The sequence below is a fragment of the Rhodococcus sp. KRD175 genome, from assembly GCF_017168275.1.
GTDB lineage: Bacteria > Actinomycetota > Actinomycetes > Mycobacteriales > Mycobacteriaceae > Rhodococcoides > Rhodococcoides fascians.
This window is the reverse complement of sequence record NZ_JABFAQ010000002.1, coordinates 210,076-229,957: the sequence shown is the minus strand read 5'-3', so window position 1 is coordinate 229,957 and position 19,882 is coordinate 210,076. Positions and strand designations below refer to the sequence as shown.

General features: G+C 65.5%; 22 protein-coding genes. 10 read left to right on the top strand and 12 right to left on the bottom strand.

Annotated features, from left to right (window positions below):
* Positions 1-125 precede the first annotated feature (125 nt).
* Positions 126-1,952: a glutaminase A gene (gene glsA / locus J1M81_RS01740; protein WP_206497505.1), complete on the top strand. Its 1,827-nt coding sequence runs from the start codon at positions 126-128 to the stop codon at positions 1,950-1,952.
* 59 nt (positions 1,953-2,011) lie between these two features.
* Here glsA and J1M81_RS01735 read toward each other — a convergent pair whose 3' ends face one another.
* A complete protein-coding gene (locus J1M81_RS01735; protein ID WP_032365057.1) occupies positions 2,012-2,770 on the bottom strand; it encodes an anti-sigma factor in 759 nt (252 codons plus the stop codon).
* On the bottom strand, positions 2,767-3,522 hold the full coding sequence (locus tag J1M81_RS01730) for a sigma-70 family RNA polymerase sigma factor (protein ID WP_027496905.1): 756 nt from the start codon (positions 3,520-3,522) through the stop codon (positions 2,767-2,769). Before J1M81_RS01730 ends, J1M81_RS01735 begins: the two co-directional genes overlap by 4 nt.
* A gap of 182 nt (positions 3,523-3,704) precedes the next feature.
* Between J1M81_RS01730 and J1M81_RS01725 the strand changes: the two genes are divergently transcribed.
* The gene (locus J1M81_RS01725; RefSeq protein ID WP_371831399.1) at positions 3,705-4,700 is read left to right on the top strand and encodes an ATP-binding cassette domain-containing protein; all 996 of its coding nucleotides are present in this window, start codon (positions 3,705-3,707) and stop codon (positions 4,698-4,700) included.
* The gene (locus tag J1M81_RS01720; RefSeq protein WP_027496904.1) at positions 4,697-5,536 is read left to right on the top strand and encodes an ABC transporter permease; all 840 of its coding nucleotides are present in this window, start codon (positions 4,697-4,699) and stop codon (positions 5,534-5,536) included. The genes J1M81_RS01725 and J1M81_RS01720 overlap by 4 nt, the downstream gene beginning before the upstream one ends.
* Positions 5,537-5,558: 22 nt before the next feature.
* Here the strand turns inward: J1M81_RS01720 and J1M81_RS01715 are convergent, their stop codons facing one another.
* Positions 5,559-6,080 carry a CGNR zinc finger domain-containing protein gene (locus tag J1M81_RS01715; protein ID WP_032382120.1) on the bottom strand — a complete coding sequence of 174 codons (522 nt, stop codon included), beginning with the start codon at positions 6,078-6,080 and terminating at the stop codon, positions 5,559-5,561.
* 25 nt (positions 6,081-6,105) lie between these two features.
* On the opposite strand from J1M81_RS01715, the gene J1M81_RS01710 reads away from it, so the two are divergent.
* Positions 6,106-6,303, top strand: a complete 198-nt coding sequence (locus J1M81_RS01710; RefSeq protein WP_037219315.1) for a hypothetical protein — start codon at positions 6,106-6,108, stop codon at positions 6,301-6,303.
* On the opposite strand, the gene J1M81_RS01705 is transcribed toward J1M81_RS01710, so the two are convergent.
* From J1M81_RS01705 to J1M81_RS01695, 3 genes are read right to left on the bottom strand one after another with little or no spacing between them, the layout of a single operon-like run.
* Complete coding sequence (locus J1M81_RS01705; protein WP_063216647.1) at positions 6,255-7,250, bottom strand: iron-siderophore ABC transporter substrate-binding protein; 996 nt, start codon at positions 7,248-7,250, stop codon at positions 6,255-6,257. The two genes, J1M81_RS01710 and J1M81_RS01705, sit on opposite strands and share 49 nt — an antisense overlap.
* A 44-nt stretch (positions 7,251-7,294) precedes the next feature.
* Positions 7,295-8,566, bottom strand: a complete 1,272-nt coding sequence (locus J1M81_RS01700; protein WP_206497504.1) for a class I SAM-dependent RNA methyltransferase — start codon at positions 8,564-8,566, stop codon at positions 7,295-7,297.
* Positions 8,563-10,560, bottom strand: coding sequence for an APC family permease (locus J1M81_RS01695; RefSeq protein ID WP_032365101.1), 1,998 nt, complete (start codon positions 10,558-10,560; stop codon positions 8,563-8,565). The genes J1M81_RS01700 and J1M81_RS01695 overlap by 4 nt, the downstream gene beginning before the upstream one ends.
* 180 nt (positions 10,561-10,740) lie before the next feature.
* Between J1M81_RS01695 and J1M81_RS01690 the strand changes: the two genes are divergently transcribed.
* Complete coding sequence (locus tag J1M81_RS01690) at positions 10,741-11,406, top strand: TrkA family potassium uptake protein (protein ID WP_027496899.1); 666 nt, start codon at positions 10,741-10,743, stop codon at positions 11,404-11,406.
* Positions 11,407-11,455: 49 nt separating this feature from the next.
* The gene (locus J1M81_RS01685) at positions 11,456-12,115 is read left to right on the top strand and encodes a TrkA family potassium uptake protein (RefSeq protein WP_032365054.1); all 660 of its coding nucleotides are present in this window, start codon (positions 11,456-11,458) and stop codon (positions 12,113-12,115) included.
* On the opposite strand, the gene J1M81_RS01680 is transcribed toward J1M81_RS01685, so the two are convergent.
* Both J1M81_RS01680 and J1M81_RS01675 read right to left on the bottom strand, forming a co-directional pair.
* On the bottom strand, positions 12,089-12,787 hold the full coding sequence (locus J1M81_RS01680; protein ID WP_206497591.1) for a DUF3159 domain-containing protein: 699 nt from the start codon (positions 12,785-12,787) through the stop codon (positions 12,089-12,091). The two genes, J1M81_RS01685 and J1M81_RS01680, sit on opposite strands and share 27 nt — an antisense overlap.
* 73 nt (positions 12,788-12,860) lie before the next feature.
* Entirely contained in the window at positions 12,861-13,238 is a 378-nt protein-coding gene (locus J1M81_RS01675) for an OB-fold nucleic acid binding domain-containing protein (protein ID WP_027496896.1), read from the bottom strand.
* Positions 13,239-13,405: 167 nt separating this feature from the next.
* On the opposite strand from J1M81_RS01675, the gene J1M81_RS01670 reads away from it, so the two are divergent.
* Positions 13,406-14,116, top strand: a complete 711-nt coding sequence (locus J1M81_RS01670) for an alpha/beta fold hydrolase (RefSeq protein ID WP_283348082.1) — start codon at positions 13,406-13,408, stop codon at positions 14,114-14,116.
* Between the two features lie 6 nt (positions 14,117-14,122).
* Here the strand turns inward: J1M81_RS01670 and J1M81_RS01665 are convergent, their stop codons facing one another.
* Together J1M81_RS01665 and dut are read right to left on the bottom strand one after the other, a co-directional pair.
* On the bottom strand, positions 14,123-14,950 hold the full coding sequence (locus J1M81_RS01665; protein WP_063216644.1) for a DUF3710 domain-containing protein: 828 nt from the start codon (positions 14,948-14,950) through the stop codon (positions 14,123-14,125).
* A gap of 78 nt (positions 14,951-15,028) precedes the next feature.
* On the bottom strand, positions 15,029-15,496 hold the full coding sequence (dut, locus tag J1M81_RS01660) for a dUTP diphosphatase (protein WP_027496893.1): 468 nt from the start codon (positions 15,494-15,496) through the stop codon (positions 15,029-15,031).
* A gap of 196 nt (positions 15,497-15,692) precedes the next feature.
* On the opposite strand from dut, the gene J1M81_RS01655 reads away from it, so the two are divergent.
* A complete protein-coding gene (locus J1M81_RS01655) occupies positions 15,693-16,187 on the top strand; it encodes a DUF3093 domain-containing protein (protein WP_063216906.1) in 495 nt (164 codons plus the stop codon).
* A gap of 103 nt (positions 16,188-16,290) precedes the next feature.
* Here the strand turns inward: J1M81_RS01655 and J1M81_RS01650 are convergent, their stop codons facing one another.
* The gene (locus J1M81_RS01650) at positions 16,291-16,593 is read right to left on the bottom strand and encodes a DUF4193 domain-containing protein (protein ID WP_027496891.1); all 303 of its coding nucleotides are present in this window, start codon (positions 16,591-16,593) and stop codon (positions 16,291-16,293) included.
* Positions 16,594-17,138: 545 nt separating this feature from the next.
* Here J1M81_RS01650 and cei point away from each other — a divergent pair.
* Positions 17,139-17,819 (top strand): envelope integrity protein Cei, encoded by a 681-nt coding sequence (cei, locus tag J1M81_RS01645; RefSeq protein WP_206497502.1) that lies wholly within the window; start codon positions 17,139-17,141, stop codon positions 17,817-17,819.
* Between the two features lie 65 nt (positions 17,820-17,884).
* On the opposite strand, the gene J1M81_RS01640 is transcribed toward cei, so the two are convergent.
* Entirely contained in the window at positions 17,885-18,784 is a 900-nt protein-coding gene (locus J1M81_RS01640; RefSeq protein ID WP_371831407.1) for an inositol monophosphatase family protein, read from the bottom strand.
* A gap of 198 nt (positions 18,785-18,982) precedes the next feature.
* Here J1M81_RS01640 and ppgK point away from each other — a divergent pair, with 198 nt between their 5' ends.
* Positions 18,983-19,807 (top strand): polyphosphate--glucose phosphotransferase, encoded by an 825-nt coding sequence (ppgK, locus tag J1M81_RS01635; protein ID WP_063216904.1) that lies wholly within the window; start codon positions 18,983-18,985, stop codon positions 19,805-19,807.
* Positions 19,808-19,882 lie beyond the last annotated feature (75 nt).

Sequence of the window (19,882 nt, the reverse complement as noted above, 5' to 3'; positions counted from 1 at the left end):
CTGCACCCAGCCGCCCCGTCCAGCATTGTCTCGCCGACACTACCGTCGAGTAGGCAGGTGCCCGGGGTCAGTCGCCCCTAACCTCGAATACGCTCGAAACGGACACCCGACATACAGTGTCGCCCATGAGCAACGTCGTCGATGCCATCCTGACCCGGGTTCACGAACTGTGCCGGGACGACGCGTCGGGACAGGTTGCCGACTACATCCCCGAACTCGCAGCCGTGACGCCGGACGGCTTCGGTATCGCCCTGACGACCACCGACGGTTACCTGTACGAAGTCGGCGACACGAGGATGCCGTTCACCATCCAATCCATCTCCAAGCCCTTCACCTATGCACTCGCGCTGGCCGACCGCGGCCTCGACGTCGTCGCGGGCAAGATCGACGTCGAACCCTCGGGTGAGCCGTTCAACGAGATCAGCCTGGACGCCGTCACCGAGCGGCCCCGAAACCCGATGATCAACGCGGGTGCGATCACGTCCGCGTCGCTCATCGCCGGCCGCACCGCAGAGGAACGATTCGAGCGCATCCGAGCGTCGTATTCCCGGTACGCAGGAAGGTCTCTGAGCTTCAACGACGCGGTGTATCGATCCGAAGCGCGCACCGGACACCGCAATCGCGCCATCGGCTACATGCTGCGGTCCTTCGGCATCATCGACCACGATCCGGAGGCCGCCGTCGACCTGTACTTCCGCCAGTGCTCGATCGACGTCACGGCGGCTGATCTGGCCATGATGGCCGCCACGATGGCCAACAACGGAGTCAATCCCCACACCAAGGAGCGCGCCCTGGCACCCGCACTGGTCGAACGCGTGCTGTCGGTGATGACGACCTGTGGCATGTACGACGGCGCAGGCGACTGGGTGGCGCGGGTGGGTATGCCGGCCAAGAGTGGGGTCGGCGGCGGCATCCTGGCGGTGCTTCCCGGGCAGATGGGCATCGCCGTCTACTCCCCCCGCCTCGATTCGCACGGCAACAGCGTGCGCGGCGTTGCTGCCTGCCGAGAACTCTCCACCAGACTCGAATTGCACTTTCTGCACGTCACTCGGGCCGCGAAATCGTCGATTCGACGTCGGTACGTTCTCACCGAGGCACCGTCGCGAAAACGACGATCCGAGATCGAACAGGCCACACTCGCTGCAGTCGGCGACCGCGCGCGGGTCTACGAGTTGCACGGGGACCTGCTGTTCTCGGGAGCCGAGACAGCGGTCCGCGAGATCGGCAACCTCGACCGGAATCTCGATGCACTCGTCATCGACGTTCGTGGCGTCGACGAGGTGAGCGACATCGCCCGTTCGATGTTCGAGGACCTACGCCGCGATCTCGCCGACCACGGCTGTGTGGTGTGCCTGGTGGATCCCAGAGCCATCATGGGCCACACGACGTCGAGCCTGGACCCGAACGATCCGGCGGGCCGGGTGTACTCGAGTCTGAGCTCGGCCATCCAGTGGGCCGAGAACCTGCTGCTCGATCGGCACTGCTCCGGCGCGCGGCAACCGGCAGAGATCACTCCGGCCGAGCACCCGTTGCTCGCCGGTCTGTCCACCGAGCAATTCGACTCGGTGACTCCTTATCTGGAGAAACGTCACTACGCACGGGGCGACGTCATCGTTCACCGTGGTGCGCCTGCAGCGGGTCTGTTCTTGATCCTGCGCGGAGAAGTGACATCGACGGCCGTGTCCGCAGACGGGGGCACACACCGCATCACGACGCTCTCCCCCGGGATGAGCTTCGGCGAGATGCCGCTGCTGATGTCGGTGCCGTTCCTGCTGGACATGGTGGCCGACACCCCGGTCGATCTGGTGGTCGTGTCGGTATCGCACTTCGAGGCACTGACTCGGGACGCCCCGGAAGTGAAGCTGGCGCTACTGGAAAATCTGGCCAGCGGCGCGTACGGCCAGATGGCGTCCGTCGTCAAGACGCTCGGGCGGTTCGACATCGGCTTCTGATCCGACTGTCGAACCGCCCGAGTGGACGTGCATGGCCCCTGATCAGGCGTCGAGCGTGATCAGGCGTCGAGCGTGATCATCGTGAGGACCTCGGTGGGCTGCGCCGAGCCGCCGGCAGGCTCGAGCGAGAACGCGAAGTTGGTCGACGCTCCCATACCGTCCACCACGGTGCCGTCGCTCGACGTGAGCTGATCCTCGGTGACAACGCCGGCGGAGCGCGGCGCACCGTCGACGAACCACATCTGGTAGACCCGCCCCGAGGGCGGCTCCGGGACACCGTCCAGAGTCACCACGACCGCATCTCGGCTCAGCGAGTACGACACCTTTGCAGTGCCGCCACCCGGGAACTCCGCAGACGCCTCACGAGCGTCGGGCGCTGCGACGATCTGCTCGGCCTGGGAAGGCTGCGGGTCCGAGCCCATGGTCTGCGTGACGACGACTACACCACCGACTGCGACGACGATCGCGGCAGCCGCGGACACCATCGAGTATCGCCACGTCTTGGAGCGCTCACGTCGGTGCCGGTGCAGCGGAGTGACGTTCGGCGGAAGTTCTCGGACCGTCGGCTCCTGATCGCTCGCGGCGACACGCGCTAGCACGGCCTCCCGCACGCGTTCGGGTGCGGGAGTCGCGTCTGCCGCCGCAGCCAACGCCAGCGTTTCGTGAATCTCACCCACGAGGATGTCGAATTGTGCCCGGGTCGTCTCGTCGACGCGGATTCGCTCGGATTCGATGGCGCGCCGCTCGGACTCGCTCATCGCGTGGAGGGCATAGACCTCCGCTTCGTCCAGCAGTCGTTGCCGTGACGCTTCACTCATTGCGGGATCACCCCCAGGCATGTCTTCAACTTGATCAATCCATCTCGTATGCGCGATTTGATCGTCGGCACGGCCACCCCGAGCCGTTCGGCAACCTCGCGATAGGTGTACCCGCTGTAATAAGCCATTCGTACCGACTCGCTCTGCGTATCGGTCAGAGTGTCGAGACAGGCCACGACCGCCTCCGATTCGAGCCGCTGGGTCACCGTCTCGAGTACCTCGTCGTGCTCGGGTGTGTGACTCACGGCACCGTACGCCGCCTCGCGGTCGGTACCCGACTGTTCGCTACGTACCCGATCGACCGCCCGGCGATGTGCCAGCGTCATGATCCACGCCAGCGGACTCCCCTGGCTCGGATCGTAATTCGGTGCCGCACGCCAGATCTGGAGGAACACCTCCTGCGCGGTCTCCTCGCTGTACCCCGGATCGCGAAGCACGCGCACCACCATCCCGTACACACGGGAGGACGTGGCGTCGTACAGTTCGGCGAAGGCCGACCGGTCGCCCTGGGCAACGGCGGCCATCAGGCGACGGAGACGGTCCGTCTCCTCGGCACGCAGATTCTTCAGCTGGGGGCTCGGTACTGCGCACACCGCATCCTCGACCGAGGTGCTGTCCTCGGACTCGGGCGGCGTTCGGTCACGGCCGGTGCCCGCAGATCCGGAAGCGTCGGAGAACGGCACGCTCATCGGACTGTCGTCCCAGCAGACGGGTTCATGATCGAGTTCATCGATCATGACACTAGTGGTCATGTAGCCCTCATATCGAAACCTCCGCGTTTTCCCGCCGCAGTACATATTCGGAACAAACACCCCGAGGGATGGTCCGCGACCGAAATTCGTTTGCGCAGAATTGGACCGGGCTTCATCCTGGGTGCGAGAATCGGACAAACGCGGGCAATCGGGCGGACAGCCCGATGGAGGGACGGACACGCATGACGGCCATCGAAACCCACGGGCTCGTCAAACATTTCGGCACCACCGCCGCAGTCGACGGCGTGGATCTGTCGATCCCGTCCGGCGGGGTGTACGGCGTACTCGGACCCAACGGGGCCGGGAAAACCACGACCATCCGGATGCTGGCGACACTTCTTCCGATAGACGGCGGCAGCGCACGAGTCCTGGGACACGACGTGGCAACCGAGCCGGAGGCCGTTCGCCGAAAAGTCTCTCTCACGGGTCAATTCGCCTCGCTCGACGAGGATCTGACCGGCACCGAGAATCTCGTTCTGCTGGCGCGGCTGCTCGGCTACTCACGTCCGGCCGCCCGAGCGCGCGCTGATCAACTGTTGACAGCATTCGACATCGCCGACGCCGGACCGCGACAGGTCAAGACCTACTCCGGTGGCATGCGCAGGCGCATCGACATCGCGGCGAGCATCATCGTCACCCCCGAGCTGATCTTTCTCGACGAACCCACCACCGGCCTGGACCCGCGCAGTCGCAATCACGTCTGGGAGATCGTCCGTGCACTGGTGGCAGGCGGCACGACGGTACTGCTGACGACGCAGTATCTCGACGAGGCCGACCACCTGGCCGGGCGCGTGGCGGTGATCGACCACGGCAAAGTCATCGCCGAGGGCACGACGGGCGAGCTGAAGGCATCGGTGGGATCGAACTCACTGCACCTGCGCGTGCTCGATGCCGGGCACCGGAATGCCGCGGCGAGAATCGTTCGAGATCTGGTCGGCAGCACCGTGACCGAGGACGCCGACCCGTTCACCGTGTCCGCACGACTGGACAATCCGGCGCAGGCGGCACCGATCCTTCCTGCTCTCGAATCCGCCGGAATCGCCATCGCATCCTTCACCCTCGGTCAGCCGAGTCTGGACGAGGTGTTCCTGGCGCTGACCGGGCACGACGCGGGAGCGGGAGTGGAGCCGGTGGGTGCGAAAAAAGCTGAAATCGACAACGGGGAGATCGCGTCATGACCACCGAGGCCCAACGATCCGCCCCACAGGCGTCGACGATCATCGATGTTCTCTCAGCCGCAGGTCCGAGGCCGGAGCGTCCGTCGTCGCTGTCGACCTCGCTGAGTTTCGGCTGGCGGGCGTTGCTGAAGATCAAGCACGTACCGGAGCAGTTGTTCGACGTGACGGCGTTTCCGATCATGTTCACGCTGTTGTTCACGTACCTGTTCGGTGGCGCTCTGGCCGGTTCGACCGACGCGTACATCCAGTTTCTGCTGCCGGGCATCCTGGTGCAGACCGTGGTGATGATCACGATGTACACCGGCGTGACGATGAACAAGGACATCGAGAAGGGTGTGTTCGACCGGTTCCGATCGTTGCCGATCTGGCGTCCGTCGCCGCTGGTCGGTGCGTTGCTGGGTGACGTCGTGCGCTACACGTTGGCGTCGGTGATCGTACTGATCTTGGGGCTGATTCTCGGTTTCCGGCCGCAAGGCGGGCTGCTCGGTGTGATCGCATCGATAGTGCTGTTGCTCGTGTTCTCGTTCTGTCTGTCCTGGATCTGGACGATGATCGCCATGATCGTGCGCACCGAGGCAGCCGTGATGGGGATGTCGATGTTCATCCTGTTTCCGCTGACGTTCGCGAGCAACATCTTCGTCGACCCCAACACGATGCCGGGGTGGCTTCGTGCGTTCGTCGACGTCAACCCGGTCAGCTTTCTGGTGACGTCACTTCGAGGCCTGATGCAGGGCGATGTCGACACCGGCCAACTCGGAGTGACTTTGGTGCTGTCGGCGGCGATGCTGGCGATCTTCGGACCGATCACGATGCGGCTGTACAACCGCAAGTCCTGATCCGCGCCTCCCGGTGCAAGCGTCAGGATGCGGCGCGGGCTCGGTGTCGGCGGACTGCGTCCCGGTTCGAGCACACGGTTCCGCAGTACCGCTGCCGTCCGGTACGTGAGGTGTCGGCGAAGGCGGTCGTGCAGTCGGCTGCGGCGCACCGATGGAGTCTGTCCATTCCTCGACCGGTCAAGTGCAGCGCGGTACCGACACCGACCAGTGCCCTGATGACGCCGCCCAACGCGATGTTGGGGTCGCGATAGTGCATGTGCCAGCCGTCGTCGGCATGGTTGGTCAGTCGCGGGTACGCGGATGCCTGTGCAAGGAGGGCGTTCAGGGCCTCGGCCCGCTCCTCGGCTGTCTCTGCATCCACCACGCGAGCCCACTCGCGGAGGAACTCGAGTGTGTCCGCGAGATCGTCGTCGGTGGCAGTCCAGTCGGGAACGAGGCCGGCGTCGATGCAGCGGGCACCCAGTTCGCTCGGCGACGTGGGTGGCCGGTTGAGGAGGTCGATGCCCAGTTTCACGGCATATTCTCCGTAAGGGTTGATGTGCACAAGACCATTACATCACAGTGGATGCATGGACATCGAACACAGCACACACTCCTGGACCACCCGCTCGCTCCACGACACCAGCGAAGGCCTCGTCGGCTACCAGGGCTGCCACTGCGGAGCTCAACGCATCGTCTCGGTACCCGCGCAGACGTTCGCCCCGGTTGCCGAAGTGGATCACCCCAGCACGTTCGCCACCGCAGGCACCACCGTGTCGAGTGCATAGCCGATGGACAGCGCCGAGTTGGTGGCGTAGGACTTCGCGACTTCCGGGTCGTCGAACACGACGTAGCGACCGTCCGCGACAGCCGGAATCCGTTGGAACAGCGGATTGTCGGTCACCTCGGACGGCGCCTTCTGGATGGGGAAGACGATCAGTACGTCGGCGTCGAGCAGGTCGAGCTCCTCCCCGGAAATCGGAACCGAGAAGCCGCGCGGCGGAAGAGAATCGATGGCCGGGCTGGTGACGAAGCCGAGCTTCTTCATGAACTCGAGTCGACTGTTCGACGAGATGTATGCGCCGTATCCGGTGCCGCTGTAGGCCCCGACCACCGCTGTCTTGCCGGCGAATTGCGGATGGGCAGCGGCCGCTGCATCGAAACGGTCGGCGATTCCTGCGAGCAGCGCGTCCCCTTCGGACTGCTTGCCGAGTGCCGTGGCCACCATCGTGACCTGCTGCTCGAGCGTTGTCAGGTAGTTGTCCGCCCCCGCCGGTATACCCACCGTCGGAGCAATGGCGGAAAGCGTGGCGTACCGATCGGCGTCACCGGAGCTCTTGGTGTCGAGGATCAGATCCGGCTCCAGCGCCGCGACCTGCTCGAACGACGGCTCCTGCGTCCCGATGATCTGCGGTGGTGCGTCGTAGAGCCCGGCCGCCCACGGACCGACGCCGTCGCCGCCGAAGGCGAGCCAGTCGCTCGCACCGACCGGTGAGACACCGAGCGCGAGTGCGGTTTCCGCGTCGCCCCAGCCGAGCGCGACGACGCGCTGCGGGGCACTGTCGACCGTCACGTCGCCGAACTCGGTATCGATCGTGACAGGGAACGCAGCCGCCGATCCGTCGGACGGCGCCTCCGATCCGGGTCCGTCGTCCCCGCCCGACCCACACGAGACGACGGCGGTCAGGAACAGCAGGGCGACCGACACAGCACCGACGGTGCGACGAATTCTCACCCGAGAAACGGTACGTCAGACTCGCCAAGATTGGTGAGGCAACCCTATTTACGGACGAAGCGGCCGATACATTCGACGTGGCTGGTCAGAGGAAACGCGTCGAACGCGCGCACGTCCGTCAGCTCGTAACCGGCTGCCCGGTAGAGGCTCGCGTCCCGCGCGAACGATGCCGGATCGCAGCCGATGTGGACGATCGTGCGGGGAGACCGCGTCGCGAGACCTTCGATGACGTCGCGTCCGGCACCGGCTCGCGGCGGATCGAGTACCGCCACCGCCACCGATTTCGGCAACGAATCCATCGATCGCTCGACCCGGCCCGGCGCGAACGAGACCTGAGCAAGGTCGTGCAGCGCCGAACGCCCGTCCTCGGCGGCCCGGCGCGAGAACTCGACGCTGGTGACTTGTCCGCTCGATCCCACCCGCTCGGCGAGAGCCGCCGCGAACACGCCGACACCGCCGTAGAGATCCCATGCGCCGTCACCCGGCTCGGCGTCCGCCCAGTCGCGTACGACGTCGGTGTACACCTGAGCCGCTCCCTTGTGCGCCTGCCAGAAGCCGGTGGCATCGAGTGTCCATGGCCGCGCCGAGACGAATTCGGTGACGCGACCCGAGCCGATGACGGCCTTTTCAGGCCTGGCCCGGGACGACGCTGCTCGACGCGCCGACGCACCGCGGCGGCCCGGAGACCGGCGTCCGGTTCGCGTCAACTGGGCCGGTGCCACCTCAACCACATGGCGTTCACCCGTACCGTCGAGGACCACCTGCAATTCGGCACCTGCGCGCCACTCACGATCCGACAATCCGTCGAACGCAACCGGATCCATTTGCGGGCACGACAACTCCGTGACGATCGAACTGCTTCGATAGCGGTGGTAGCCGGGCCGTCCACCCGAATCCATTGCCAGCCGAACACGGGTCCGCCAACCGGTGCCGTCGCCGGTGCCCGGCAACTCCTCGACCGGAACGTCCCGCTCGATGCCCGCGACGCGGCGCAATTGTTCGGCGACGACGGAGGACTTGAGTCGACGACCGGCTTCGGGGGTCGCGTGAGAATAGTCGCAGCATCCCGAACCACCGGGCCCGGAGATGGGGCAGCGAGCGTCGATGCGATCCGGAGACGCGGTGAGGATCTCGATCGCGTCGGCGCGACAGAACGACCCACCGCGATCCTCGGTCACTTTGGCCATGACGCGTTCCCCCGGTAGCCCGTGGCGCACGAACACCACTCGACCTTCGTGACGGGCCACGCAGAACCCACCGTGTCCGGGAGCGCCCAGTTCGACGTCGAGCACCAGCCCGAACCAGTTCTCGGTCATTTGCCCGCCGGCGGTTCGTAGCCGCGACGCGATGCACCCGGCGCATTTCCGAGCACCTCGCGCCTGGCCTTCTCCGACGAGCGCAGCTGCCACGGAACGCTGGTGACCATCACGCCGGGTTGGAACAGCAGTCGGGACTTCAATCTCAGCGCACTCTGGTTGTGCAGGACCTGCTCCCACCAGTGACCGACGACGTACTCGGGGATGAAGACGGTCACCACATCACGTGGTGAGTCGCGTCGAACTCGTTTGACGTAGTCCAGAACCGGCTTGGTGACTTCGCGGTAGGGCGATTCGACGACCTTGAGGGGTACCGAGACGTCACTGGCCTCCCACTCACGTACCAATGCTCGGGTGTCCACCTCGTCGACGTTGACGGTGACGGCTTCGAGAGTGTCGGGCCTGGTCGCGCGTGCGTAGGCGAGAGCCCGCAGGGTCGGCATGTGCAGCTTGGACACCAGCACGATCGAGTGCGTGCGGCTGGGTAGTACGCCGTCCCACACCTCGTTCTCGAGCTCGCGCGCCACGGTGTCGTAGTGCTTTCTGATCATCCGCATCAGGATGAAGATGGCCACCATCGCCACGATCGCGATCCAGGCTCCGGCAGCGAACTTGGTGATCAACACGATCACGAGAACGGTCGCCGTCATGGCCAGACCGACGCTGTTGACCACCCGCGAGCGCTGCATCCTGCCGCGCTGCTCGCCATCGGTCTCGGTTCGGAGCAGGCGGGTCCAGTGCCGGATCATGCCGGTCTGGCTCAGGGTGAACGAGACGAACACACCCACGATGTAGAGCTGGATGAGCTTGGTGACCTCTGCTCCGAACACCACGACGAACACGATGGCTGCGCCGGACAGGAACAGAATGCCGTTACTGAAGGCAAGGCGATCGCCGCGTGTGTGCAACTGTCGGGGTAGATACCGGTCCTGAGCGAGCACCGAGCCCAGCACGGGGAAGCCGTTGAATGCCGTGTTCGCGGCGAGTACCAGGATCAACGCCGTCACGGCGGTGATGAAGAAGAACCCAACGGGGAACCCGCTGAACACTGCCTCCGCCAACTGCGCGATCAACGTCTTCTGGTGGTAGCCATCCGGTGCCCCGATCAGCTGCGTCTCCGGGTCCATCGCGTACTTGATGCCGATCTTCTGCGCCAGCACGATGATGCCCATCAACAACGTGATGCCGATACCGCCGAGCAGCAACAGCGTGGTTGCCGCGTTGCGGGACTTGGGTTTCTCGAATGCAGGCACCCCGTTACTGATCGCCTCGACTCCGGTCAGCGCCGCGCAACCCGACGAGAACGCCCGCGCGACGAGGAACGCGAACGCGATCCCGTACAGATGCGAGTCCTCCGCTTTCAGATCGAACGTCGCCGACTCGGCGTGAATGTCGTCTCCGAGCACGTAGACCCGGAACAACCCGTAGCCCAACATCAGGAACATGCCGCCCATGAAGGCGTATGTGGGAATGGCGAACGCAGCACCCGACTCGCGGATACCGCGCAGGTTGATCGACGTGATGAACACGATGGCCACCACCGCGAACAGCACCTTGTGCTGCGCGACGAAGGGCACGGCCGAACCGATGTTCGACGCGGCCGCCGAAATGGAGACCGCCACGGTCAGCACGTAGTCCACCAACAACGCACTACCCACGGTCAGACCCGCCGCAGGACCGAGGTTGGTGGTCGCGACCTCGTAATCACCACCGCCGGACGGGTAGGCGTGCACGTTCTGCCGGTAGCTGGCGACCACCACCGCCATCACGACACAGACCGCGAGACCGATCCACGGGGTGAACGTGAGCGCCGATATCCCGGCCACGGACAACACCAGGAAGATCTCTTCGGGTGCGTACGCAACCGAGGACATGGCGTCCGAGGCGAACACCGGTAGCGCGATTCGCTTGGGTAGCAAGGTATGACCGAGCTTGTCGCTGCGGAACGGCTTACCGAGAACCAGCCGCTTTGCGGCAGTCGAGACCTTGGACACGATCAGAAGCGTAGGCCGTCGGGTCGCCGTCGGCGCAACCACGCGCCCTTTGACTTCCATCCGATGCCCACCCACGGTCGAGCCGGTGACGAATCCCCGATACGTTGGTGCTCGCATGCACACGGTGGCAATGTCGTCGGCAGTGTTGGTCGGCAATCGAGATCGGGACGGAGCTGGGCGTTGTACGTAGTTGTGATGGGGTGTGGCCGTGTCGGCGCATCGCTGGCCGGAGCGCTCGAGCGCATCGGGCACGAGGTGGCGATCATCGACCGCGACGAAACCGCGTTTCTGCGCCTCGACCCCGACTTCGGCGGGCATCGAGTAGTCGGTATGGGATTCGACCGAGATGTGTTGGTGCGCGCCGGAATCGAGAAGGCGGAGGCATTCGCAGCCGTATCCTCCGGTGACAATTCCAACATCATCTCCGCGCGCGTCGCGCGCGAGACGTTCGGCGTCGAGAAGGTCGTCGCCAGGATCTACGACGCCAAACGCGCCGCCGTGTACGAGCGCCTCGGTATCCCGACCGTGGCCACCGTGCCGTGGGCGACCGACCGGTTTCTGCACAATCTTCTGCGGGACGACCCCACCACCAAGTGGCGAGATCCGTCCGGGAGCGTCGCGGTGGTGCTGCTCGACTTCCACGATGCGTGGATCGGCAAGAAACTGTCGGTACTCGAGGATGCGACCCGGTCGCGGGCCGCGTTCGTCATCCGTTTCGGCACAGGACTGCTGCCCGACAAGCGCACCGTGATCCAGGCAGGCGACGAGGTGTACGTCGCTGCCGTCTCCGGGACCGTCGCCGAGGCCATCGCATTGGCCGGCAATCCGCCGCCGTCGGACGACTGATGCTCGCCCGTACGTTGTTCTCCTCCCCCATCGACCCGAACGGGAAGCCATGAAAGTCGCCATCGCCGGTGCCGGCGCAGTCGGCAGATCCATTGCACGCGAATTGATCCGAAGCGAGCACGAGGTGATGCTCCTCGAACGCAAACTCGACCACGTCGATCAGGCCGCGGTACCCGAGGCCGAATGGGTGCTCGCGGACGCCTGTGAGTTGAGTCTGCTCGAGGCCGCCCATCTCGAGAACTACGACGTGGTGATCGCCGCTACCGGCGACGACAAGGCGAACCTGGTGCTCAGCTTGCTGGCCAAAACCGAGTTCGGAGTGAACCGCGTGGTGGCCCGGGTCAACGACCCCAGAAACGAATGGCTCTTCGATGCAGCCTGGGGTGTCGATGTCGCAGTCTCGACCCCACGCATGCTGGCGTCACTGGTGGAGGAGGCCGTGTCGGTAGGCGATCTGGTCCACCTGATGACGTTCCGCAAGGGACAGGCAAATCTCGTCGAGATCACTCTGCCCGAGAACACGCCCCTGGCGGGCAAGCCGGTACGCAAGCTCCAGCTACCGCGGGACGCAGCACTGGTGACGATTCTTCGCGGTGGCCGTGTCATCGTTCCGCAGCACGACGATCCGCTCGAGGGCGGTGACGAGTTGCTCTTCGTCGCGGCGAAAGAGGTGGAGGACGAACTACGTGCTGCGGTCGGTCTGACCTGACGGCAGCTCGTCGGCCTGTTCGTCGTTCGATGCGAGTTCCAGCGCTCGATCTGCTTGACGCACCGCCCACAGAGTCACCAGTAGGGCTACGCCGGTCAGGGGCCACCCCATCCCGATCCGTGCCACCGCGAGCCAGCCGGTCTGGTCCGAGTCGTAGAGCTGGGACTGAACGATGTAGCGCGCAGCGAACACCGACGCCCAGGCGATGGTGGCCACGTCGTAGTAGCGAACCGCAGACCGCTCCCGACGCCACGATGTTCCCTTGCCGTTGAGGTAACCCCAGATGACGCCGACGAGCGGCCACCGGGCAAGTACCGACAGCACGAACGCCCCGCCGTAGACGAGTGATGTATAGATGCCGAACAGGAAGTAGCCCTTGGCGTCCCCGGTGCGGTACGCGATGAAAGCGCAGATGCCGACGCCGAAGAATCCGGAGATGGCCGGTTGTATCGGGCTGCGGCGTACCAGCCGCCACACCAGAACGGCCGCGGCGACACCCAACGCCGCCCACAGAGCGACCGACAGGCCGAAGTAGCTGTTGAACGGGACGAAGACGACCACGGGCAGTGTGGAATATACCAATCCGCTCACACCGCCGAGCTGCTCGAGCACGGTGGGGGCGGCGGTCTTCACGGCGTCCGGCGTCGACGTGTCGGGTACCGGTTCCGGCATGTTCGACGTTCTCGGGTGCGGCACTGCATCGTCGCTGTTCGTCACGAGAACGAGAGTGCCATACCGGGGACGATCAGTTGTCGTCGCGCAGTTCGTAGTACGGGTTGTAGACGATCTTGCGTCCATCGCGTTCGCCGACCCGGCCACGCACCAGGACCGTCTTGCCCGGCTCGATTCCGGCAATCTTGCGCCGGCCGATCCACAGGAGAGTCACTGTGTCGGTGCCATCGAAGAATTCCGCTTCGATGTTGGCGTTCGCGGCCTTGGAACACGCTTCGACGCTGCGTAGACGACCCAACATCGTGACCTCTTCGCCACGCGAGCAATCGCAGGCGCGTCGGGCTCCGGACGCTTCGGAGGATTCGGCCATCTCCTCGGCGTCGAGCTGATCGATGTCCTCGGTCAACTTTCGCGTCAAACGGCGAAAGTATCCTGCGGCAGCGGGTGCCATTGTGCGCTCCTGCGGGTGGGGGTCGTCTCGCAGCTCCACTCCTGGGAGCAGTTGCGGCGACCTGGGAGTTTCCCTCGTCATAGCTGGTACTTCGCCACTGTAGACCCGATCCGGCGCGCTGACCAACCACCGCCACGCCGTCGAACGGAGGCGTGCACAATCGTCTCGTGCACACCCGATTCGAGACCTCCACCGCGATCGTTCTACCGGGGACGGGATCGGACGCGCAGTTCGCGCAGGAGGCATTCGGGCAGGCGTTCGACGTTGTGGGATTGACCACTGTCGCCGTGGAACCCGACCCGACCGGCGTGGTGAGGAGCTACCTCGGTGCCCTCGACGACGCTGTACGCGCGCACGGTCCCGTCGTGGTCGCCGGAATCTCGCTGGGTGCAGCCGTCGCGGCGCACTGGGCCGAACGCAACCGCTCGAGTGTCGTCGCGTTGGCGCTGGCGCTGCCGGCGTGGACGGGCGATCCCACCGGCTCACCGGCTGCACTGAGTGCACGGTTCACGGCTGGGTCGCTTCGCGAACGCGGGCTCGACAGCGTCACGGCGACGATGGCAAATTCGAGCCCGGAGTGGCTCGCGCGCACCCTGGCGCGATCCTGGGCGTCGCAGTGGCCGGCGCTCCCCCGCGCGCTGGACGAGGCGGCCTCGTACCGAGGCCCGGAGTTGGACCGTCTCGCGCGGATCGACGCGCCGACCGTCGTGGTCGGCGCGGTGGACGACCCGGTGCATCCGATCGCGGTGGCAGAGCAGTGGGCTCGCGCCCTGCCGAGAGGCGTACTGCGGACCGTGACTTTGACGGACATCGGACTCGACCCGGGGGGCCTGGGCCGAGAAGCCGTCGACGCTCTGACCGCGGCGCTCGACGACTGACGCCGATCAGCCCCCCAGTTGCTGAATTGCCGATCCGGACGCCCCGCGGCGCGGAGCGCGCTCGGCACCGGGTTGTTCGGCGTTCGGTTGCGGAGTCGACTGCTGCTGCGCCGCATCGGTGTTCGCATCAGGGGCGGTGGGCTGCGCCGGCGCGGCCTGCTGCGCTGCTTGCTGCTGCGCGGCAGCCGCCAGTTGCTCGGCCAACACCTGCGGCAGAACCACCGGCAACGGAGTACGCACCGGGTGTGGATCGGTGCCGCGGTCGACGACGGTCTGTCGAAGAATCGAGTGCGCGAGCTGGACCAGGGGCTGGCCCTCCGCCACCGCGCCCGACGGCCCGGCTAGGACGCATCGAACCATCCAGCGATACCCGTCGACACCGATGAAGCGCAGATCGGCGTTGGCGGTGACACCGACCAACTCGCGGCCCCACGGCCCGGTCTCCACGGTCGTCTCGGCCTTGTCGTTGCGGAGCGATGTCGCCAGATCGGCCGCCACCTCGCGCCACTGCCCCGGAGACTTCGGGGCAGCGTAGGCGGCGATGGTGATGCGCCCGAACTGGGTGACGATGTGTACTGCTTGTGGGCTGCCCGCCTGAGACATCTCGACCTGCAGTTGCCCGCCCTCGGGGAGAGGGATCAACACCGAGCCGAGATCCAGCCGGTTCGCCGCGACGGTCTCGCGATCCTGGTCCAGATCACCGAGATCGTGGGGCCCCTCGACGGTCGTGTCCGCGGTCGCATCGTCGTTGTCGTCGTCGCGGCCGTCGACGAATGGCTCCGCGCTGGACGCGGAGGCACTGCCGGCGTCGTTCTTCTTACGCCGTCCGAACATGTTCAGCTCTCTTCTTCTCGGTTGCATTCAGTTCGCTGTACACCGACGACCGTCGCGACAGACGCACTACGTAGGACGTCACTGCACCAGACTCGCATGTCCGCCGGTCGAACCGTGACCACCGTCCCCTCGAACGGTGTCGTCGAGTCGATCCACTTCGACGAACTCGACCAATTCGACGCGCTGCACCACCAACTGAGCGATTCGATCGCCGCGATCGAGCACGATGGGCGTCCGGAGATCGTGGTTGATCAAGCAGACCTTGATCTCCCCGCGGTATCCAGCGTCGATGGTGCCAGGGGTGTTGACGACCGACAGTCCCGATTTGGCCGCCAGGCCCGAGCGCGGGTGGATCAGCCCCACCATCCCGAGGGGCAAGGCCACCGCAATCCCCGTGCCCACGAGAACCCGTTCGCCGGGAGCGATCGTCACTGGCGCGGTGATCCGCAGGTCCACACCCGCGTCACCCTCGTGCGCACGCGTGGGCACCGGTAGATCTGGGTCCAACCGGCGAAGTCGAACCTCGCCGGGGCGGTCCGGGGGCACCTCGAGCTGGTCGGCGGAAAGCGTGTTGCGGGACTCGATGACTTCGTCACTCACGTCGAACGAGACTACGCTGATCTGCTTCGCCGTCGGCGGGGCGACTACCCTGGGTGGGGTGACTGCAGATCGACAGGCCGATCGGGCGAACCCCGAGTCCGACGACCCCGCCTCGCGTGCCGGTTCCCCCGGCTCGGAGTCGGTGCTCTACGCCGAACGACTGTGGGTACCCCTCTGGTGGTGGGTGGCCGGCGCAGCGCTGGCGGTACTACTCGCAGCGGAGGTACACATGGGTGCCCCCGGTGTTCGCGCCTGGCTGCCCTACGTGTTGCTCCTGCCCCTTGTCGCCTGGGGTCTGGTGGCGTTCAGCAGGTTACGTGTGCAGGTGGTGGCCACCGATCCGAGCTCGGACTCGACCGAGTCGTCGTCCGCCGGCCTCGAGCTACGGGTCGGCAAAGCGCATCTGCCTCTCGATGTCGCGTCCAAGGCAGCCGTGGTGCCCGCGACAGCAAAAAGTGCGGCGCTGGGAAGGCAGCTGGACCCGCTTGCCTTCGTACAGCACCGCACCTGGGTGAAACAGATGGTGATCGTCGTACTGGACGACCCGGACGACCCGACGCCCTACTGGTTGATCAGCACCAAGCGACCGGAGGATCTACTCGCCGTGCTCAGTGCCCACGGCGTGGAAGCTCGCTGACCCAGCCGTCGGGCTCTCGCTGCGAAACCTCACTGCCCGGCCGCTCGGCCGGGCATCGCCTGGCCTCGATCAGGGCCTGCCCTCGATCAGGGCCTGCCGTCGATCAGGCAGCGCAGTCCCGGCACATGAGGACGCCGTTGGCATCGCTGGCCAGTCGACTGCGGTGGTGCACCAGGAAGCAGCTCGAACAGGTGAATTCGTCCGCCTGCTTGGGAACCACCCGGACCGAAAGCTCTTCGCCGGACAGGTCGGCACCCGGGAGCTCGAAGGACTCGGCGGTGTCTGACTCGTCCACGTCGACGACTGCGGACTGCGCCTCGTTGCGGCGAGCCTTCAGTTCTTCGAGAGAGTCCTCCGAGACGTCGTCGGATTCTGTTCTTCTCGGAGCGTCGTAATCGGTTGCCATTGTTCTCGTAACCCCTCATCTTCGTACGTGTGTGTGGTGGAAGCTGCCGGTGTGGTCGGCTTGTGGCCGTCGGCTGTGAAGAGGGCGCTTGCTCGCTCCCACCGATTTGATTCTCGATCGAACAGGTTCATCACGCGGTGCCGGAAACTACACCGGGTAGTTCCCGAATTCCGCCGGTTGAAACTCGATCGAGATTTCGCTCACCTGATCGACGATTCATCGGCAGCTTTCTGTTTCTTAAGCACTGCGGCCGCCAGACGATAGCCGACGCCGACCCCAAAGCCGAAACCGAATCGCCGATCACTTCATTGCCTCCGTGCACGCCGCATCAACACCGAGATCACCGGCTTCATTCCACAGTCGGCAGAAGCAGTTCTGCTGCTGGTTTTCGCGGTGCAAACGGGTCGCGTGCACTGCTTTGGGCGAGCTCGCGGCCGAGTGTGCCGTCGCCGAGGACCGCGGGCATCTACAGTAGGCACGCGTCGGTGTGAACCGACTCCGTGTACCGGTCTCGGCGACTGCCGACGGAAAGGCGAAGAATCACTGTGGTTTCTCTGATCACCGAAGGCCGGCCGGTCGACGACCGCGGCCGCCCGTTCCGTCGACGCCGCGCACTTCCGATCATCGCCGTGTTCGCAGTACTCGCTCTGCTCGCCGTGATCGTGTGGGTCAAGGTGTTCACCACCACCGAGACGACATCGGCCACTGCCGAATGCAACACCCCGACCACGACCGCTGCCACCGACGGAACGCAGCCGGTTGCCCTCGGCGAGGAGGTCGACCCGACGACACTTCTCGACGTCGAGCCTGCCGCCCTGTCGGCATCGAAGGTACGAGTGTTCAACGCCAACGGCGAGCGCGGCCAAGCTGCACACGTGGCGGCTCAGCTCAGTGACTACGGCTTCGCGAGTGCTCCGGACGTGCAGGTGGGCAACGATCCCGTCTACGTCGACCAGAACATGCAGTGCCAAGGCCAGATCCGATTCGGATCCGCGGGCATCGGTGCCGCGAGCGCAGTGTGGCTCCTCGCACCGTGTGCAGAACTCATCGAGGACTCGAGGACCGACGACTCGGTGGATCTGGCACTCGGCACCTACTTCAGCGAGATTCAGCCGAACGACGACGCAGAGGAAGTGCTACGCACGCTGGCGGGCGCAGCCCCCGGTGCCGCGCCGCAGCCCCTCGACCCCGATCTGCTCGCCGCCGCGCGTCAGTCTCGTTGCTGAGTCGATCGCGCTGCTGAGACGGTTGCACTGCTGAGACGATCGCGCTGCTGAGACGGACCAGTCTGTCAGCTCGGAATCGGATCGAGTGCGCCGACGAGCCGTAGGGCGGCAGTCAGGGGTTCGGTGATTCCCGGGGCCATCGCCACGGTGACGACGCCGTCCGCACTCGTCGACGTCGCTGCGGGAACATCGACGAGGGCTCCGGCCTCGGCAGCGATCAGCGACCCCGCCGCCCAGTCCCACGGGCTGAGCCCGTGCTCGAAGTGTGCGTCGACGGCACCGGACGCGACCATGCACAGATCCAGTGCTGCAGAACCGATTCGGCGAATATCTCGCACCTTCGGCAGCAGTTCGGCGATGATCGCGCCCTGCGCCGCGCGGCGTCGTGATCCGTACCCGAATCCGGTGGCCAACAACGTCATCGACAATTCGGTCACACCAGAACACTGCAGCCGTTCGATACGACCGTCTGCGTACCGAGCCGTCGACCCGTGCCCCTGCGCGGCGGAATAGACCACGTCGCGGGCCACGTCGACGACGGCCCCTGCCACGCTCACTCCGTCGATCTGCACCGCAACAGAGACCGCGTACGCAGGAATTCCGTACATGAAGTTGACGGTTCCGTCGATCGGATCCAGCACCCATCGAACTCCGGCGACGGATTCGTCCCCGCCACCTTCCTCCTCGCCGAGGACGGCATCGCCGGGACGCAGCTGCGCCAGCAATTCGCGAAGAACACGTTCGGTTTCGGTGTCCACGACGGTGACCGGATCGGTCGGTGTGCTCTTGGACTGCACGGCACCTGCCTCCGCATCGGGACTGTCACCGAACACCTGCGGACGACGCGTTCGGACGTGCTCGGCTGCCTCCGTGGCAATCCGAACGGCGACCCCGCGCAGTACCTCCGCATCACGTGTCGTCGATTCGGTGTCCGACCGTCCTAGGGTTGCCGGCGTCTGCGGCAATTGCTCAGTGGCGGTGTGGGTCTGCGTTCCGTCATGTTTCGACACGGGTACATCGCAACACACTTCGGCAGTGCGACACCACCGAAGCACTCGGCTCGCCGTCCGCTGCAGCGTCGGCGTCCCGTCGACGGACAGACGGCACTATTGTTCCGAAGCGACGGCACACACGAATTCGATCAGGCCAGGAGCGGCATCGACATGACACAGCCAGGTTCGGACAACAGCACCGCGGCGACGGCCGAGCGTCACGGGTTCGGCGTCGACGTCGGTGGCAGCGGCATCAAGGGCGGCATCGTCGACCTGAACACCGGTGAGCTCGTGGGCGATCGCTACAAGATCGAGACGCCTCAGCCCTCGACCCCCGACGCCGTCGCGCGGACCGTGGCCGAGATCGTCGCGCATTTCGAGTGGACCGGACCGATCGGCGTCACCCTGCCCGCGGTGGTCACCAACGGTGTGGCGCGTTCGGCCGCGAACATCGACAAGAGCTGGATCGACACCGATGCGCGAGCATTGTTCGCCGACGCCATCGGAAACGAGAACATCACCGTCCTCAACGACGCGGATGCCGCCGGGGTCGCCGAGGACAAGTACGGCGGCGGCAAGGGCAAGGACGGGGTCGTCGTTCTGCTCACGTTCGGCACCGGCATCGGTTCCGCCGTTCTGCACAACGGAGTTCTGCTGCCGAACACCGAGTTCGGACACATGGAGATCGGTGGCAAGGAAGCCGAGCATCGCGCGGCGTCCTCGGTGAAGGAGAACAAGGGGCTGTCCTACAAGGAATGGGCAAAAGAGGTCTCCACCGTGCTCGCAACGTTCGAGGCGCTGCTGTGGCCCGACCTGTTCATCGCCGGTGGCGGAATCAGTCGCAAGAGCGAGAAGTGGATTCCGCACCTTACCAACCGAACTCCGGTGGTCCCCGCGACCCTGCTGAACACGGCGGGGATCGTCGGAGCGGCCCTCGCGGCGGACAGTGCCGTCGCGTCCGCCGAGACCGGTACATCGGCTGGATCACCGCACTGACACGCGGTGTCGCCACCTGCGAAGGACGAGGGTAGGTAACAAACTCCTGAGAGGTCGTTACAATGGTGTGTGCCG